At 44.4% G+C, this 18,863-nt stretch carries 16 protein-coding genes; 4 read left to right on the forward strand and 12 right to left on the reverse strand.

The genetic code is table 11. From position 1 onward, the window contains the following. Positions 1–32: 32 nt before the first annotated feature. The 4 genes from surE (at position 33) to HXW94_RS01570 (ending at position 3,763) form a co-directional block, all read left to right on the forward strand. Complete coding sequence (gene surE, locus HXW94_RS01555) at positions 33–785, forward strand: 5'/3'-nucleotidase SurE (protein WP_178365146.1); 753 nt, start codon at positions 33–35, stop codon at positions 783–785. Continuing rightward, a complete protein-coding gene (locus HXW94_RS01560; RefSeq protein ID WP_178365147.1) occupies positions 786–1,955 on the forward strand; it encodes an MFS transporter in 1,170 nt (389 codons plus the stop codon). A gap of 10 nt (positions 1,956–1,965) precedes the next feature. After that, complete coding sequence (locus tag HXW94_RS01565; RefSeq protein WP_178365148.1) at positions 1,966–2,871, forward strand: DUF4438 domain-containing protein; 906 nt, start codon at positions 1,966–1,968, stop codon at positions 2,869–2,871. A 100-nt stretch (positions 2,872–2,971) separates the two neighbouring features. Beyond that, complete coding sequence (locus HXW94_RS01570) at positions 2,972–3,763, forward strand: hypothetical protein (protein WP_178365149.1); 792 nt, start codon at positions 2,972–2,974, stop codon at positions 3,761–3,763. 93 nt (positions 3,764–3,856) lie between these two features. Here the strand turns inward: HXW94_RS01570 and HXW94_RS01575 are convergent, their stop codons facing one another. The 12 genes from HXW94_RS01575 to HXW94_RS01630 form a co-directional block, all read right to left on the reverse strand. After that, the gene (locus HXW94_RS01575) at positions 3,857–6,067 is read right to left on the reverse strand and encodes a tetratricopeptide repeat protein (protein WP_178365150.1); all 2,211 of its coding nucleotides are present in this window, start codon (positions 6,065–6,067) and stop codon (positions 3,857–3,859) included. Continuing rightward, the gene (locus HXW94_RS01580; protein WP_178365151.1) at positions 6,064–7,704 is read right to left on the reverse strand and encodes a glycosyltransferase family 4 protein; all 1,641 of its coding nucleotides are present in this window, start codon (positions 7,702–7,704) and stop codon (positions 6,064–6,066) included. The genes HXW94_RS01575 and HXW94_RS01580 overlap by 4 nt, the downstream gene beginning before the upstream one ends. 3 nt (positions 7,705–7,707) lie before the next feature. Further along, positions 7,708–9,240: a VPLPA-CTERM-specific exosortase XrtD gene (gene xrtD / locus HXW94_RS01585; protein ID WP_178365152.1), complete on the reverse strand. Its 1,533-nt coding sequence runs from the start codon at positions 9,238–9,240 to the stop codon at positions 7,708–7,710. A 59-nt stretch (positions 9,241–9,299) separates the two neighbouring features. Further along, complete coding sequence (xrtD, locus tag HXW94_RS01590) at positions 9,300–10,883, reverse strand: VPLPA-CTERM-specific exosortase XrtD (protein WP_178365153.1); 1,584 nt, start codon at positions 10,881–10,883, stop codon at positions 9,300–9,302. Continuing rightward, the gene (locus HXW94_RS01595) at positions 10,883–11,650 is read right to left on the reverse strand and encodes a WecB/TagA/CpsF family glycosyltransferase (protein WP_178365154.1); all 768 of its coding nucleotides are present in this window, start codon (positions 11,648–11,650) and stop codon (positions 10,883–10,885) included. Before HXW94_RS01595 ends, xrtD (HXW94_RS01590) begins: the two co-directional genes overlap by 1 nt. A gap of 6 nt (positions 11,651–11,656) precedes the next feature. Then, positions 11,657–12,496 carry a sulfotransferase family 2 domain-containing protein gene (locus tag HXW94_RS01600; RefSeq protein ID WP_178365155.1) on the reverse strand — a complete coding sequence of 280 codons (840 nt, stop codon included), beginning with the start codon at positions 12,494–12,496 and terminating at the stop codon, positions 11,657–11,659. Then, on the reverse strand, positions 12,493–13,452 hold the full coding sequence (locus HXW94_RS01605; RefSeq protein ID WP_178365156.1) for a glycosyltransferase family 4 protein: 960 nt from the start codon (positions 13,450–13,452) through the stop codon (positions 12,493–12,495). The genes HXW94_RS01600 and HXW94_RS01605 overlap by 4 nt, the downstream gene beginning before the upstream one ends. 285 nt (positions 13,453–13,737) lie before the next feature. Continuing rightward, positions 13,738–14,865, reverse strand: a complete 1,128-nt coding sequence (locus tag HXW94_RS01610; protein ID WP_178365157.1) for a glycosyltransferase — start codon at positions 14,863–14,865, stop codon at positions 13,738–13,740. Beyond that, positions 14,862–15,788 (reverse strand): glycosyltransferase, encoded by a 927-nt coding sequence (locus tag HXW94_RS01615; protein ID WP_178365158.1) that lies wholly within the window; start codon positions 15,786–15,788, stop codon positions 14,862–14,864. The genes HXW94_RS01610 and HXW94_RS01615 overlap by 4 nt, the downstream gene beginning before the upstream one ends. A gap of 14 nt (positions 15,789–15,802) precedes the next feature. After that, positions 15,803–16,543 carry a sulfotransferase family protein gene (locus HXW94_RS01620; RefSeq protein ID WP_178365159.1) on the reverse strand — a complete coding sequence of 247 codons (741 nt, stop codon included), beginning with the start codon at positions 16,541–16,543 and terminating at the stop codon, positions 15,803–15,805. Between the two features lie 48 nt (positions 16,544–16,591). Further along, entirely contained in the window at positions 16,592–17,515 is a 924-nt protein-coding gene (locus HXW94_RS01625) for a sulfotransferase domain-containing protein (protein ID WP_178365160.1), read from the reverse strand. 63 nt (positions 17,516–17,578) lie between these two features. Continuing rightward, entirely contained in the window at positions 17,579–18,841 is a 1,263-nt protein-coding gene (locus HXW94_RS01630; protein ID WP_218576521.1) for an O-antigen ligase family protein, read from the reverse strand. Positions 18,842–18,863 lie beyond the last annotated feature (22 nt).

Genomic DNA, 18,863 nt, shown 5'->3' on the forward strand with positions numbered 1-18,863 from the left:
TAGGCACGCAAATCTGCAACAGGAAAAAAAATATGAAAATATTAATAACAAATGACGACGGCTACCAGGCTCCGGGCATCCGGGCTTTGTTCAATGCCTTAAAATCAGATCATGACGTGACTTTGGCCGCCCCGGACAGGGAAAAAAGTGCTGTAGGTCATGGTATCACCCTGCACACCCCGCTGAAACACCAGAAAGTGCGTTTGGGACGCGACGACTTTGGCCATGCAGTTGCCGGCAACCCGGCCGACTGCGTCAAACTGGCCCTGTTTGACATCTGCGACCACCCCCCGGATCTTGTGATTTCAGGAATCAATGCCGGCTCCAACACCGGGTTAAACATCAACTACTCCGGAACCGTGGGCGCGGCCCGGGAAGCAGCCATTAACAAAATTCCCGCCATTGCCGTATCCATTCAGTACGGTGATACCATGGACTTTAAAGGCATGGCCGCCTATGCCGCTTCCATTCTGGATAAAGCCATGACCCTGGATCTTCCCCCGGGCGTTTTTCTGAACATCAATGCCCCCGCCATTGCCTTTGACCGGATCGCCGGTACAAAGGTAACGTCCCAGGCAGATAATAATTTGATCAATATGTTTGATCGCCGCATGAACCCCAGGGATCTGACATATTACTGGTACGCCGGCATGGAGCAGAAGGTGCCATGTGATGAAGGGTCTGATAACAGTGCATTGCTTGAAAATTTTATCTCCATTACGCCACTGCAGTGCGATATGACCGCCCATGCAGCCATGGATGTGGTTGCAAAGGCCGGCCTTTAAATGACAATATCAGATCACAACACGGCACCACAGGCTTCCGAGTTTCAAGCGTCCAGGGTCTCCATGATCGCATTTGCCCACTTTGTCCATGATCTTTATACAAGCTTTCTGGCTCCCCTGCTGCCCCTGATTATTGAAAAGCTCTCCCTGACCCTGAGCCAGGCCGGTCTTTTATCCACAGTCATGCAGATCCCATCCCTGGCCAACCCGTTCATTGGTCTGTTTGCCGACAACAAAGGCCTGGCACGCTGGCTGGTAATCCTGGCCCCGACCCTGACCGCCATTCCCATGAGCGTCATTGGTATTGCCCCGTCCTATGGTATGCTGCTGGTTCTGGTATTTGTTGCCGGCATCTCGGTATCTCTTTTTCATGTCCCTGCCCCGGTAACCGTGGCAAGGTATTCAGGCAACTACAAAGGCCGGGGCATGAGTTTTTTCATGGTCGGCGGCGAGCTTTCACGGACATTGGGGCCCATCGTTGCCGTGGCTGGGGTATCTGTTCTGGGACTGGCCCATTTCCATTTTGTTGTGGTTCTGGCCCTGGCCACCTCGGTGCTGCTGTTCATCACCCTGGAGCCCACCCAGGCGTCGACAAAAGCAAAGCCGCGGGGATCTTTAGCCCAGGCTTACAAAGAGGTGCGTCATGTACTCAATCCCCTGGCAGGGGTGCTTGTGGCCCGGGCCATGATGCACGGCTCCATGGGCATGTTTTTAACGGTGTATGTGGAACAGGCCACGGGCTCTTTATGGCTGGGGGGCACGGCACTGACCCTGTATGAGGCCACAGGTGTTGCCGGCATCCTTTCCGCAGGTATCCTGTCCGACCGATTAGGGCGGAAACGTGTGCTGTTCTGGGCCTTGGCCATAGCCCCTGTAACCATCTTATTGTTTGCCAAAACCACAGGGGTCATCCAGATACTTTCACTTCTGATAACAGGGTTTACCGTATTGTCAACGACCCCTGTAATGCTGGCCCTGGTACAGGAGAACGCCAGGAAAAGTCCCGCGGCCGCCAACGGTCTTTTCATGATGCTCTCTTTTGCCGTAAGATCCCTGGCTGTTGTGGCGGCGGGAGCCATTGCGGATGTATTCGGAATGAACATGATGTTTATCATCTCGGCTATGGTAGGGTTCACGGCAATTCCGTTTCTCATTAAATTAAAAAAATAAGGATGATATCATGTTAAAAACAAATAAAGATAAGGTGGTTGAAATGTTGCTGGCCTGCAAACCCGGCATGCCCCGGGCAGGGGCCGGCTGGAACGTGGACCATAAAGGAAATCCTTTTCTTCTGCCCGGCATCGGCGGCATCACCATTAATGTCCAGGCCGGGGATCCGGCATTCGGCCTGGCCGGTGACCATATCGAACCCGGGGTCTCCTGCACGGCCAACATGGAAAAACCCAATGAGTTTCCCAACAACACCCTGCAGCTGTTCTCCTGTGTGGGCAATCAGGCTAAAATTATTTCCGGAGACGCCCAGGGAGAAACCGGCGTGGTCATGGGGCATCACGGCGGTTCCGAACATGTAATTGTGGAATTCCCCCGGGTAACCAAGGAAAAGATGAGTTATGACGACAAAATTTTAATATGGGCCAAAGGCCAGGGCCTGGCCCTGATTGATTATCCCGGGATCAAACTGTTCAACCTGGACCCGGACCTGCTGGAAAAAATGAATCTTATTGAGACCGGTGCAGGAAGCCTCCAGGTGCCGGTAACCACCATCGTGCCTGCACCTTGTATGGGATCAGGTGTCGGACGGGCCCATGTGGGGGCTGGTGATTATGATGTCATGACTTCGGACCCCGAAACCGTAAAAAAATACCATCTGGACAAAATCCGGTTCGGGGATTTTGTGGCCCTGATGGATCATGACAATTCCTATGGCAGGGCCTATGTCCAGGGGGCGGTCACCATCGGTATTGTGGTACACTCTGACTGTCTGCTGGCCGGTCATGGTCCCGGCGTCGCCACCCTTCTGACCTGTGCAACCCCACAGATTGAACCTAAACTTGACCCGTCTGCCAATATTGCCGATCTTCTCGGAATCGGCAGTGCGGCTGTGAATGTGAATAATCATCATTAGGGCTGTAATCCGCATATATCTGGTCTGGGGGCTGGGAACACTTGGATTCCAGGCCCTGGGACGAATATGGCCTGAAACAATTCGAACCGGATTTGATTATATGATTATTGTGGGGCTCATTGCCTGCCTGGCCTGGATGACCCGGATTTATCAAAGACGGATTGAACCGGCCATCGGCACAAACGCAACCCGGCGTCTGTCCTGGATAGGCGGGGGCACGCTGATCTTTATAGTTCTCTGTCTGCTGGAGAGCCGGGCGGGCCTGAAAAGCAATATCATTACAGCCCTGTCCACAGCAACCCTGGTGCTTTTAGCCTGTGTGGCCGGCCACTGGCTGGCCGGCCACCTGAAGCGCCCCTCTGAATTTATTCCCATCGGCGTGGCTGTCGCCCTGTCCGATATATTCAGTGTTGTTTCAGGCCCCACCCGCACCTTTGCAGCAAATATTTCCGATTATTACCGGGAAGGCATGACCGGTGCAGCACCTCTGGTAGATTTTTTCCTGGTCAAAATGCCCATGTCCGGCAATGATTATTTTATGCCCGTGTTCGGCATCACCGACTGGGTCGTGGTGGCCCTGTTGTCCGCAGGCGCGCTTCGGTTCCGCATGAACGACAATCTATTCAGCCTTGCCGGATCAACACGGGCGCAGAACAAATCCCGGGCATTTTTCCCCGTGGCAGGCATTGGCCTGATCATCTCCATTGTGGCGGCAAGATCCATGCATCTGTACCTGCCGGCCCTGCCTTTTATTGTTATCGGGTTTCTTGGCGTTATGGCGGCAAAATATCCTGCGGTCCGAAAACTTAGGCCGGACGAGATCCGGGCCATGATTCTTGTAAGCGCCCTGATCGGCTCATTTATGGTCGTGTTTGCCTTTATGAAAATATGACAAGAACTCACCAGGACGCAAAAAAACCGCTGTGGCGTCTGCAACGCGCAGACGCCACACCGGTTTTATTTTTTTTACAGGTTTTAAGGTGTTCTAATTGGCGTAAAACTGCTGATAAATGCTGACCGCCTCATCCCGGCCCGGAAAGTCCGAATCGTTTGCCATCACCTTTTTCAAGGCCGCGGCAGCCGCCTTACGATTTCCCAGTTGATGGCTGACAGCGCCCATATGATAGGCAACGATACCATTGTCCGGCATTTTTTCGTAGGCTTTACTGATATACGTTTCAGCCTGTTTTACGTCGCCTTTTTTAAACAACGCCCATCCCAGCGTGTCCGCCACCAGGGGAGACCCGGGGTTAAGCTTGTTCGCCTCTTCAGCCAGCTTCACGGCCCGGTCCAAACTTTCATCTGTCGGGTTAAAATCAGTCAGATAAGATGCCAGATTGTTCGCCGCCATCCAGGATTTGGGATGAACCGTAAGAATCTGCTCATAAACCGCCATGGCGCCGGCATAATCTTTGAGCAGCTCATGGGCCTGGGCCAGACCGAACCAGGCAAACCGGTTGTCCGGGGAAACTTCCACCGCTTCTTTGAATTTCTCAATGGCGGCCTTATACCGCCCTTCCTTCATATACAGCCGGGCAAGGGAGGTGATAAAAACCGATGACTTGCTGTTGGCCTCATACCCGGCGGTCATCTCTTCAATGGCCTGGTCCAGCTTGTTCTGGCGAGCCAGGGCATTGGCTGTCTTAAGCATCCCTAAGGCCTCGCCCTTTTTCCGGATCTTGAGCTTATCATACTGGGCCAGGGCATCATCATACCGGTTCATGGCCAGATAAAAATCCCCCAGCCCGGCAATGGCACCCAGGTTGTATGGATCCAGGGAGACGATCTCTTTCAAATTCTCCTCGGCCGCCGCCGTATCTTTTTTGGCCAGATTTATCCGGACCATGGCCTGGAGAATACCCGTGGCGTCGGGCTTTTTTTTCAACGCAGTCTGCAGCACATCCAGGGCCAGATCGAAATCCTTGTTTATTGCATGGGCATTGGCCAATCCCAGATACCCGTCAATATGCTCCGGATAATCATTAATGACCGACCGGAACTTGGTCACAGCCCCGGGGCCGTCTCCTTTGGCAAGAAAGATTCTGCCTTTGAGGTAGCGGGCATCTGCATTCTCGGTATCATCGGCCAGCACCTGGTCAATCAGCACCTCGGCCTCATCCACCTGTTTCTGGAGCAGTTTAAGCTTACCCAGGCTCAACTTGGCCTTGATCATATCGTTTCGGGCCGCCTCTTCGCCCAGTGCAATAAATTTTTCGAGCATGGCCTCGGCGTCTTTGATCTTTTTACTTTTCAAATTGATCTCACTGAGTACCGCGTAATAGGTATACACCTTGGGATGCATGGCCAATCCTTCTTTGATCAGCTTCAGGCCTTCATCTTTAAGTCCGCCCTTCATGAGCAGCACAGCGCCGGCAATCCTGAGCCTGTCATTTTCAATATTCGTAGTGACTAAATTGTTCACCTGGGACAGGGCCTTTTCCGGCTCTTTTTTTACCAGATAAAGCCAGGCCAGGTTGAGCTTAATCCCGTCAGTATCCGGAGCCACCGAAACGGCTTTTTGTAAATATTCCTCTACCCGCTCAAGGTCTTTCATGCTGCCGTAGTATTTGGCCAAAGCCAGAATCAAAGGCATGGATTCAGGATGGCTTTCAAGCCCTTGCTCAAGGGTTTTCGCCGATGCCTTAACCGCTCCACTCAGTTGTTGGTAAGCGGCGGTCAGCAAAAAGTATTTATCTGCTTTTCCAGCCGGCCCTCCCAAGCTGTCCAGCACTTTTTTTACTTGAACCGTATCCTTTTGCTGCAGGTAAACGGTGGCTTGCAAATACAACGCCTCCGTATTCTCAGGATCCCGGCCCAGCACCTCAGCCACCTGGGCCAGGGACTGATCATACATCTTTGCCCCGGCAAACATCCTGGCCATCTCCAACCGGGCGTCAATATGATCCGGGTCTAGTTTGACTGCCGTGGCAAACTGCTGAAACGCAGCTTTCGGATTTTTTAACCCCAGGGCAGTTCGCCCCAGCATATGATGGGCCTGGGCAAATTCAGGATCAATCTGGAGCGCGTTTTTCAGCTCCAGCCTGGCCTTGACAAAATCACCCTGTTCAAAAAAGGCTTTGCCTTTTTCATAAAAGGCTGTCTTCTTTTCTTCCGGCGTACCGCATGCAACCAACACAAATGCCAACCCAAGCGCCAAAAGACCAAATCGCGTTTTGAAAGACTTAGCTGCCATCATAGAAATCCCCTTGCTGCAATAGTTAAAAAAACAGCCATCAGGCTGACATCGATAAAATTATATTCTTTTCTCAACTCCCCCATAAGCACATCATAACTGAAAAACAAAATCAAGGACTTGGCAATCATAGCCTTAAGCCCTAAATTTCCCAAATGTATACTGGGCAAATTGGGGAATACAATAATCACTACAAAAATAAGAAAATCCAGAGGATTGAACTTAAAGCCCTTGGTTCGCTTGGTCAAATTCAGCACGCCAATCACGCAGAACACCAGCCCGACAAATCCTATGACATTCAGCATGGCCACTTGTTCCGTCACCCAGTCCGCCACATTCTTATTTGATATATATATCAAAAAAGGAATGGTCAAATAGATCATCGTCCTTAACAGCATGCCGCGATTTTTAATCCGGAAAAACCGTGTTACCGCAATCAAGGCGGCAAACACGGCCCCGCTTGCTGACAGATAAAAGGGCATCTGCGACGGCATCAGGCACTGCAATATCATCATTCCGCTCAGCCCCCATTTCAACATTTTGAAAAAAAATCTAATGGAAAACCGCTCACCTGCCAAGAGGGCCAGTACACTGAGTTGCTTCTTCCCTTTGGCAGTTACTTCGCTTCTGAACTTGAAGCCTGTCTGCCTGGCCAAGTGAAATAACAGGATGATAAAGAAAGCCAGTCCAGAAAAAAGCGCAAGGTTTGTCCAATTTGAGTAAAATCTAAAGAAAAAAGCACAACTGATGAATAAAGCCTGAATCAGATATATCGTCAGAACCGCCTCTGAATGATACAAGCCCAGCTTCATCAGCCTGTGATGAAAATGATTCTTATCCGGTTTGAACGGCGACCCGCCCTTGGCAATACGTTCAACCATCACCGTTAACGTATCCAGGATAGGAAAACCAATTAGAAACAAAGGGGTAATCTGGCTGTAGGGGGTGTTGGCCTGGGTCAGCACCAGGGTAAACACCACACACAAGAATCCCAGCATCTGGCTGCCTGTATCCCCCATAAACACCACCGCCGGATGGGTATTGTACCGTAGAAATCCAAGAATTGCACCGGCTACGGCGACGGACATAACCGCAATCGTCATATTATCGACCCTGAAAGCAAAAAAACCAATAGCCACAAAACTGAGCATGGAGATTCCGCCTGCCAGCCCGTCCAGTCCGTCAGACAGGTTGATGGCATTGGTGACCCCGACAATAAACACCAGGGTCAGGGGAAAGGAGATCAACTGGGGCAGATCCATGCCATCCGGCAGCATTTCTCCCAGAGAACAGATCCCTACCCCGCCGTACAACATCACCACGAGGCTTGCGGCAATCTGGGCCATCAACTTCTGACTGTATTTGAGGGTCCTGATGTCATCTATAATCCCGAAGATCACAATAATAGCGCACCCCAGATGGATGGCCCGAACCATATTATCCATAGGCACCCAAATCAGCACAGGCAGAAAAGCCCCAATGGCCATGGAAATCCCCCCGCTCCTTGGCATGGGCAACAGATGAACTTTTCTTGCATCCGGTTCATCCACCAGGTGCATGCGGAACGCCATTCGCTTAAAAATCGGCACAAGCCCGATGGTCACAAACACTGACAAAATAAATGTGGTAAAAAGATGCATATTTTACTGAGGCAAAAAAGTCTTCAAAACAGGCTGAACATCAGAAATAAATCCCTGAACCCGCGTCTCAGCATTCTCAATTGTTTCATCCTCATATACCAGGGTAATCACCCGTACCAAAGCGCCATCTGTTCGCTGCCGTGTCAAAGCATCCCAGAAATTGTAAATCTTCATCTGATATGCATTGGTCAAAATCCGTCCCCGGCTCGGGAACCAATAGTATGAAAGTTGTTTGACAGGCCCCTTCTCGATCAATGCCCGGTTCACCGGCATGAGTGTCCCATCTTTAAGGGTAAGAGTACTGCTTCCGGCCTGTTTAAAGTTCCATCCCCCTCCCCTGAGGCAGGTAGCCGGAGAATGGATAGACTCCCCTTTTCTCTGACTTTCGTAATAGGCCACATAAAAATTAACAGCCTTCCCATCCCCCTTGTGATAATCAGCCATGAAATAATCACTCAAATCCAGCGTATCAATAAATTTTTGCTCCATGGATTGCTGATCTCCGTTCCACTGCCCAAAGCTTACAGGAAACCTATCAAAAGGCTGGGCCATGGGGATCGCTTCCCTGAACTCAATTCCCTGAGATAAGCCAAGTGTCACCCCTAACAAAACGACGGAAACAATAAACTGGGGAGATTTCAAAGACCCGCCTTTATCTTCGCCCGCCTTTTCCTGGGATGCCTTCTGAGCAATGCCGACGTCTCTTTTTTCTCTCTTAGGCTCGGGAAAAATCAATTTCAGAATCCTAATTTCAATCAGCAAAATTCCCAGCGTGAACATAAAGATCAGCAATCCTTCAAAATCGTGGAAAACCCCTTCTACTATTTTAGAACCAAATTTTTCAGACAAGATACCGGTGAGCGCAATTCTAAGGCTGTTGCTGAAGATGGTCAAAGGAATAGAAGAAAAAACAACAATAAATCTTTTCCAAAGGCGGGCAGGATAAAAGTAAACCACCAAAAGACTTAACACAATCATTGAAAACAAATAACGCAGCCCGGAACAGGCGTCTACCACCTGAAGTTGAGTGAAACCAAGATCAATAACATTGCCTTCTCTATAGGCGCTCATGCCATATGTCTGCATCATCAGTACGCCTATCTTTGTTGAAAGAATTTTTAGAGACAAGGTTATTCGACTACTGATAAAATTGGGAAGAGGGAACATCGTTAATGTAAAAAACAGGGGAAAGGCAATTGTTTTTACCTTATTAATGCCTACATTGATCCATAAAAGACTGACTACAATCACCCAGGAAGATAAGTAGAGCATGAAAAATTCGCCGGCCAGCTCACCCAGCCAATACAGCATAATACCCGGTATCAATAATAAAAAGCCTGCCCAGGAAATCCTGGAACAGGTATAATTAAACAGATTCCTTTTTTCCCATATTAGATATGCCACGATAAAAGGAATAAGGATACAGTAAGAGTATTCTCCTTTTGCCCAGTCTACTTTTAACAACCATGTAAAAGTTGAAAAATAAATAGCAATCAGAATTAAACCATAAATACCAATTTTAAAAAAATTTAACATATTTTGATCGGTCCGGCATCTGCTGCAAGTTTCTGTTCATTTCGTTCGGTCAAGCCGGATCACTCCGGCAAATAAGTCCTCAACACAGGCTGAACATCAGAAATAAAATCCTGTATCCGTCTTTCAGCATCCTCAATTGTTTCATTACCATAGATCAGGGTAATCACCCGCACCAAAGCGCCATCTGTCCGCTGCCGTGTCAAAGCATCCCAGAAATTGTAAATCTTCATCTGATATGCATTGGTCAAAATCCGTCCCCGGAACGGGAACCAGTAATAGGAGAGTTGCGTGACCGGTGCTTTTTCGATCAATGCCCTTTTTGCGGGGAAAACGGTTCCATCTTCAAGACTGATTTTTTTAACCCCTGCCTGTTTGAATCTCCAGCCACCCCCGGGAAGGCAGGACGCTGGCGAGTGAATGGATTCCCCTTTTCTTTGACTTTCGTAATAGGCAACATAAAAATTCACGGCTTTGCCTGAGTCGTTTTTATAATCCGCCATAAAATAGTCGGTAAGGTCTAGTTCTTCGATAAACCGAAGTTCCATGAGCTGCCGATCCCCTTCCCATTCTTTTATCTTTTTCGGAAACTTGTCAAAAGATTTGGTCATGGGTATGGCTTCCCTGAATTCAATTCCCTGGGACAGGCCAAGAGTAATTACTAGCAGAACAATAGAAACGATAAACTGGGGAGTTCTCAGGAAAGAGACTTTTCCTTGAGCCGCCTCCTCTTCAACCTTTTCCTGTTCTTCACCCTCAACCTTATCTGACTTCCTGTGCTTTGGTTCCGGAAAAATCAGCTTTAAGATCCAGATTTCAAACAGAAGCACCCCAAGGGTGAACATAAAAATCATGAGTCCCTCAAAATCGTGGAAAAAGCCTTCTGTAACTTTGGCTCCAAATCGTTGGGAAAGGATCCCGGTCAGTGCAATTCTCAAACTGTTGCTGAATATGGTCAGGGGAATGGAAGAAGCCACCACGATGGCCCGTTTCCAGAATTTTGCCGGATAAAAATAGACCACCAGAATGCTCAGTACAATCATGGGAAAAAGATACCGCAGGCCCGAGCAGGCGTCCACGACCTGGAGCCGGGTGAATCCAAGGTCAATAACATTACCTTCTCTATAAGCGCTCATGCCGTACACCTGCATCATCATGACCCCGATTTTGGAGGAAAGCAGTTTCAACTCCAACGTGATCCGGTTATTGATAAAATTGGGCAAAGGAAACATGGAAAGGGAAAAAATCATGGGAAACAAAACAATTTTCAATTTTTTCCATCCAAGGTGAATCCAGCACAAACCAAATACCAGCATCCACAAAGAAAAATAGGAAGTAAAATACTCCCCGGCCAGTTCCCCCAGCCAGAACAGACAAAGGCCGGGAATAAACAGGTAGAACCCTTTTTTGCTCGGCCGGGAAACGGCCGTGTCGATCAATCGGTGCTTTTCCCAGACAAGGTACCCGATGATAAATGGAATGAGAATGCAGTGGGAATAATCATCTTTAACCCAGTCCCTCAGGACAAGCCACTGCAGAGAAGAATAATAAAGGGCCAGAAGAAGCAGACCATAAAGTCCTGTTAAAATTAAAAAATCCGTCTTCAGGTAAAACGGACGGATCGACAAATTTTCAGAAGAAGACATTAGTTCTTATTCCTCTTTGGTTTAAGCATCTCCAGCAGCACCCACCAGAGAAATATCGGTGTTGATTTGATATTCCTTTCCCACAGCCGGCGGGGTTCTTTTAAAAACCGGGGCAGCCATTCCAGCCCCAGGTTTATCCAAAATTGGGAGGAACGTTCCTTGGTTCCGGCATAAAAATCAAAAACCGCGCCAATGGCTCCGGAAAACGGGACATTAAGCCGGTGCCGGTTCTCATAGATCCATTTTTCCTGCTTGGGGGCAGTCATGCCTACCCATAAGATATCAGGTTTGGCTTCATTGACGGCCTTGATCATTTCTGTGTTGTCCTTATCCGAAAAATCAGGTTTGAAAGGCGGGGAATATGTTCCGCAAACTGTTACATTAGGGCATTCCCTGTTGAGCCGTTCCGTCATTAAACTCAACACCTTTTCACTCGATCCCAAAAAAAAATACCGGATATTACCGGTAGCATCAGCCTTTTTGTTACACTCCCGGAAAAAATCACTACCGGCCACTTTTTCGGTCAACGGCAAGTTAAGCAATTTTGCCGCCAAGACTATACCGCTACCATCGGGTAAAAGCACATCGGCATTGTGCAGTGCTGATTTGAAAACAGGATCTCTGCCTGCCTTGACCAGGGAGTGGGGATTGGCACAGGCCATGTAGGCCCCATTTTTACCTGAATATATTGCGTCAAAGACTGCCTCTATGTCGCCAAAACAGCCTTTTGAACTGATTTCGTAATCAAAAATATTGATTTTATTCATTTTTTCCTAATATGAACCCTTTGCAGGTAATCCATTTTTCTTCCGAATGGATCCGGTGAGATGCTCGTAATAAATTTTTCTAACCATGTAATCAAGATAACTTTTCAGTGACGTCCTGGATGATTGATTCATTTTAACAAATTTTTCTAAATTGTCAGGCTGTTCCATACCATATTTTTGATTTAACCTAGGAATAATTGAATTAGCGGCATATTCATATAAATCAATATCCAGGTAGTTTTTTTCGAGTATTTGATCTTTGTATTTTGAAAAAAGTTCGGTTTTAATATCTTTTGTTTCTGATTTTTTAGCCGTATTCTTCTTTTTGTATACAGGGTCAAATTTTAATGGAGAGACAGCCTTTCTAAATCTTAACAAAAAAGTATCAAATTCTTCCACCAGACCAATCTGAAACATTTTTTCCGATAAAGTTCTCTTTGCCAGATCAACATCTTCACTTCCTGCAAGTTTTTTGGTCTGAAAATTGTTCAGTTCACTTAATTTTAGAAATTCCTCAAAATCATCCACCATTTTTTTGGTTTTCACCAGGTAAAAAAACTGGGATAGATAACGGTTTACAGGATTTCTTAAAACTGTAATGAATTTGATATTTGGCATCCCCTGAATATCGGAATAGGGAACAACGGAATGGCCGGAGATGCATTGTAAAAAAGGATTAATTTTTTTATATTTTTTGTAATCTTCTTTAGTAAATACTCTGTTAGATTCCTTATCAAGCGGTCTTACATCAATAAATTTAAAGAAAAAATTTTTTCTTAGAATGTGATTTAATGTTGTACCGGCAGCTTTTTCTATATGAACAAAAGCAAATAGTGAATCATTCATTTTAAAGTTCCAGTAACTTGAGCTTTTGCATGTATTCTGTAAAATTCGTAAACTGGTGCCAACACTTTTTGTGGCGTATAATGAGTAACTGCTTGACAACATTTTTTTTCACTGTAATTGGATGAATTTTTCAAGCAGTCTAAAATCGCAGCAGACAGGCTTTCTACAGTCTGCTTTTCTGAAATGTGCCCGTTTTTTCCGGTCTCAACTACTCTTTTGACCTCTCCAACATCCGTAGTCGCCACAGGAATACCGCATCCAAGGGCTTCGATAACGCATCTGGGCATTCCCTCGTATCGTGACGATAAAACGAGAAGATCAGAAATCCGTAACAATTCAGCCACCTCAGTATAAGGCAATATCCCGGTCAGGGAGACATGATCTGTCAGGCCATAATTTGAAATCTCTGTCTCCATCTCTTTGCGAAGCACACCGTCACCGACGGCAACGAGATGAGCATTAGGGATTGATTTTCTGATTTCCAAAAAGCTTTTAACAAGCAAAGAAGGGTTTTTCTGGTGATCTATTCGTCCTACTGATATAAGGAGCCTGGTGTCATCGGCGATTCCGTTCTTCTTTAAAAATAAAGCCTTTCTTTCCTTTTTCATAATAGGATCCAAGGGATAAAAAATCCGGGGATCCATCCAAGTGGGAACGAAATTAATTTTATCTGCGGCCTTTACATATCTTCGTCTGTAAGTATGAACCGCCTGTTCATGTACGATATTAACCCCAGCAAATCTTGGGATCAGAAAATCTTCAAGCTTATAGTATAAAAACGGCGCGTACTTCCAGCGGATGTCCGAATTTCTGCTCTCTATTACCTCCATATTCTGATGAATAAAAACAAGCTTTGATTTTTTACTGAATGGAAAGCAAAGAGCCGGTTCTATCCTGTGAAACTGGAGAATATCGTAATCATGTGCCGGCCATTTTAGGGGCAGCGTCAGCATCATGGTCAATGTGGCAGGGAAAAAAGGCTGTTTTTCCGGATGATTATGTTCAAATAAAGGATAGAAGTCAAATTCAGTGTCCCCCATATTGCATCGTGCCCACTGCCTTGCGGGATAAGCTGAAGGATTGGTTGTAATTCCAATGATATTGAATGATATATCGTCCGGGGCCCATGAAATTATCCCTTTAATGCATGTATCAATCCCCCCGGGAATGACGCCTGTGGGATCTGCAGGATAAACTATACTGACTTTGATTTGGGGTTGTTTTTTCATATTTATGCGATCTTAATGTCCTTTTGAATCAAATTGTGTTTTATATACAACTGAGTATAATTTCTCTATATTTTTAGCATTTGTTTCCATTGAGAATCTGTTTTTTACTGTTTTCAACGCGTTTCGGGTAAACTTTTGATATTGATTCTGATCTTTTAACAATTCCAGTGTTCGTTCGGCAGCCTTTTTATAATCCCTGTTGTAAACTATGTAAGAGTCTGTTTTATCGGTTAAAATATCAGGAACTGCAACTGCACCGCGCTGATGCAGTGCAACGACGGCAACCCTTGCAGCCATTGCTTCCGTTAGAACCAGTCCGAACGCTTCAAATGCAGATGTAAACAAAAAAACATCAAACCGTTTTAATATGTTTATCGCATCGGCCCGGTATCCGGTAAAGATGGTTTTTCCCCTAATACCAAGCCTTTGAGCTTCTTCTTCCAGATCCTTTTTCAACGGTCCATCGCCGATAATCACAAAAACAACATCAGGCCTTTTTTGGCTGATTACAGCAGCGGTTTTCAAGAACAAAGAAACATCTTTCAGGATCACAAGCCTTCCGATTATCCCCACAACAGGTTTGTTTTTAAATTCATTTGTTAAGATTAAATCTTTTGGGGGGGTTGATTGAATCTTTTCGACATCAACACCATTATATATAACTTTAATTTTATTCTTTATCCTGGGCTGTTCTTTTTCCATCACTCTCGACATCTCTTTAGAGATAGCAATAAATGCATCATAGCTTTTGTAAAAAAGCTTATAAACGATTCGATGCTTCCAATTTTTTTCGAGTAGTCCGCCACCGTGTTCCATATAAATGGACCCGGCATTAACGAAATACAACATGCCGCTGATTCCGGGGTGTATGGCATGCATATGGATGATATCAAATGTATTTTTTTTTAAAAAAAGTAACAGCCGCAGCAATCCCAAAAGATCAAGGGAATTTTTTAACCCGATATAGTGTACCGGGATATCTACGGCCTTAAGCTTTTCCCAGAGCGGTCCCTTAAAAAAAAGAACAACCACTTCCGGTTGAAGTTCTCGGGATGATTTCTGGATGGAAACAAGATTGCGGACATAAATTTGGGCACCGCCCTGCCCCATGTCCGAAACAATATGAAGGACCCGTTTCATTTTGGTTTTCCCTGATTATGAAGTTCAATCAATTGGAGGAAAAATTCCTCTTTTTTTCTACATTTTTTAATCTTAAAAAAACTGCCGATTTTCAGCACCATTTTTAGTGTATGCCAGGTCAAAATCACCGAAAATACAAATATGGCTGAAGTTCTGTTCCCGTAAATTTTTCGAAAATAAACTGAACTGCTAAGGAAACTGTGATAGGCGGAAAATGCTTTAACCTGCTGGGAGCTTTCACCCCCATAATGGATAATCGGCGCGAGAGGAAGATATCTGATTCGATACCCGCTGCTGTTCAAAGTTTTACATAGAAGAGTGTCCTCACAGTACATGAATATATCCGGATCTAGTATATACTCAGTTTTTATCAAAGACTTTCTTATAAATAAATAAGCGCCGCTTGCCCAATCTACTTCAACAGTGTGATCGGGTCCTATATCTGCCATTAAATAGCGCTTGTGAAACCAGGTATTGAATCCGTAAATCAGTCTGGTTGTATGCCTGAAGTAGGCCCCTAAAGGGTGGGGAAACCGCCTGAAGGGTCTTTGGAATGACTTATCTTTATTAAGAACCTTGCCGGTAGCGGCTCCCACATCTTCATTATCATCAAGAAAACGAATAATTTCATGGATGGAACCATCAAGAATAAGGGTATCACTGTTTAAAAGAAGGATATAACGCCCATTTGCCTTCTGGTACGCTTGATTGTTGGCTTTAACAAATCCGTTATTGATCTGATTCGAGATCAGTTCAACTTGGGGAAACATCTTGTTAACGTATTCAGAACTGGAATCCGAAGAGTTGTTGTCTACGACAATTACCTCAAAGGTGACTCCGGATAACAATCTGAAAATTGAATTCAGGCAATTGACCAGTAGTTCTCTGGTGTTCCAGTTTACTATCAGTATAGATAAATCCATTTTACCAAACCCGATCAATAGAAAAAACACTCAAATTCAGTGCCATTCAATCTATTTTTCACCTCTTCATAATTAACGACATAGTCCTGCAAATTATTTGGATTTACTTTGACCAGATCCGATTCAATTTCAGCTTGAGGTTCAACTGATAAAAAATTAAATATTCTTTCCAATTCTTTTGTTTTATTTGAAACAAAATCCTCGTAAGTCACTTTTATGATAGGATTGCCTGAGAAAGCTCTCTCAGGCCAAAGGCTTTCTTTTTGTATTTTTTTGAGCTTGGCGATTAGGCTTCTTACCGGGACTTTTACTTTTTTTACCGCGATCTTCTTATTTGAATGTGGAATGCGATTTTGCTGAAGCGAAAGCCGGGACAGGTATGTTCTTAAATAATTTTCCCGTATAACAAATATCACCTTAATATTCTTTTCTTGACAATATGATATAATAGACGGGAATTGTTTGACCTGAGTTCCCATGACTTTAAAACCAACGGCTTCGTATTCCTGGTACTTATCAAAAAAAGAAGATAAATACTCATCCACGAGTTTTTTTCTGGATAAGTAGTGTGCCAATAGTCGCCTATATTTATTCTGATTAATAAACCTCCTGTAACTTCCTTCCAATTTGCCACCGCGTCCTTTTTTGAAAAGGAATGTTTCGCCAAAGCATCTGCATTGTGAATGCTTGTCCAATGTTGTTCTAATTAGCGTTGTCCCCGTTCGCTGGATTCCTGCAACTACAAATTTTTCCATTATTATCGCACCAGTTTGTTATCTGTAATTAAAAGTTTATATTTGATATCAATGGGTGAGTCGTACGATATCCCAGGCAGAAAAATCCATATCCAACAGATCCTCTAACCGTCTGTTATCTTCGTAAAACATTTGATTTATTTCATTGATGGTAGTGATATCTTCCTCAGTTTTCACTATTTTGGAATTGTCTATGTTAATATTTTCATATAATCGCTTGCCAAGCCTTCTAAATTTTGGCAAAGAAATTTTCATGCCGTATTTTCTTTTGATTCGATGGAGCCATTGATGTTTGACCGTGACGCTTTGATTTTTCTTCTTAAAATCAAAATTCTGATAAAATTTGAAATCAATTTCAAGAAAATTTGAAATAGAGTAAAGTGCGTTCTTCGGATCAGAGGTCAGCGTTTCAAACAACAATACATGGATATTTTCTCGGCCAAAGGCTTTAATCCATTCCTTTAAATATCCGGCGTATCTGCTGTGCTGAATTGCCTTTTTAACTATGATTTGATTTTTTTTTCTTAAAGAGCAAGACTCCTCTTTTTGAATATCTCTGATCAAAGATGAAAAAGAAACAGATTTGTCTATGACCGCCATATTGTTTTTTGCAAAGTTATATAGAGAATATATTCTGTCCCCCGGTTTTCGCAGCGAAAAAACAATCTTAGGTATGACAGCCAGCTTTGGCAATACTTCAATAGGCGTTTTTTGATAAATATAGTCAGCAGTTGCTTCGATTCTCAATTTGGGTTTTTCATTTACACACCCCTCAAAAAAATACATGTATCCATCCAAGCCCTTTGTATGATAGTTCCACTCCGGCCTAAAAAGGGGGTAATCCTTATCTATTAGAAAAAACGTCTCCTTTGATGTGGATGCACAAACTTCAGGATGCTCGGCCAAATAATGAAAAAGAGAAGTGGTCCCGCATTTGGGAGCCCCTGCAATAACTGCATTGGGATAGATCATGATTTCCTCTACTATCTGTGAAGGGTGAGAATCATCGACTAATTTTAAGAAAATACAATCGGCTTAGTATAACTTTAAATTTCTTTTGCGCTCTTTTTCGAGAAAGACCAAAATAGCAAGAAAGACTGCCAACAAATAGCTCTTGTCAGCTATCATAAAGTGATTAAGCGTTACACCTGAAACAACAACAAAAATCAAATACCCGGTGCAGAAAAAAACTAATGGAGAAACGTTTTTCTTTTCTGTCTTTATAAGTCTGTAGCAATACTTGAATGAAAAAAAATACAACATTGCAAGCCATATGATCCCAGCAATACCGAACATTTTTATCCAGTGGGTGTAGCCCAGGTCTTCTTTTCTGGCTTTGGCTGCCATTTTCAAATATTCGATCTTGTTCGTAGTCTCGAATTTTGAAATACGGACGGTTACCAGTCCGCTTCCAATTAACGGGTGTTCCTTAAACTCTTCAAAATCCGTATCCATTTGGTGAAGGCGCCCCTCCCATGTTCCTGAACCTTCACGGACATCAGTAATAGATGAAGAGAACGTAGTCATTATAAGATTTTCTTCCTTCATTGTCAGGTTAAGGATAACAGCGGCCAGGATGCCAATGGAAAAAAAGACAACAAACAATTTGATTTTTCTTGCAATGAGAAAAATAACCAATGTTGCTGCCATCAAGCCGATGATCTGCCCCCTGCTCTGGTGGAAAAAAAGCACTGCCCAGAAAAAAACAGTCGCTATGCCATAAAGCGTTTTACGTTTGTCAGAAGCAATCCAGTTTGAAAAACACCAAACCAAGCTGAAATGAATCAAAGCCAGACCAGGAATAAATATTCTTCTAATTCCCGACCTAACAACCTCCCAGTCTTCAAACTTTTCACGATAATGTAAAGAGACCCCAAGATAATGAAGAATTGAGATAACACTGGTAGCAACTGCGATAATGGCAAGCCAATCCAAGCATTTCTCCAGAGCAACCCTGTTTTCAAATAGAAAGTAAAGGAAGATAAAAAATATCAAATAGGTAAATTGGCTTCTTGCTGCTGCCATTCCGTCAATTATGGATTGATGGTAATGAATTGATGAAAGGGATATATGGATTCCAATCATCAAAAAATAAATTATCAGCAGCAAACCGATGATACCAGGTTTAGGTTTTACTTTAATGGGTTTTAATAATATGCAAAACAACCCCATGAAAAGAAATATAAATCCGATATCCCTCATATGAAATAATTTCAGAACAGAAACCTTGGGAATCAGATAAAAAAGATTGAAAAATAAAACCGAGGTCCATAAAAAGTAAATCTGCTTAAGAGGCATAATTCAAACCCCATTTAACATG

The sequence above is a fragment of the Desulfobacter latus genome, from assembly GCF_013389365.1.
GTDB lineage: Bacteria > Desulfobacterota > Desulfobacteria > Desulfobacterales > Desulfobacteraceae > Desulfobacter > Desulfobacter latus.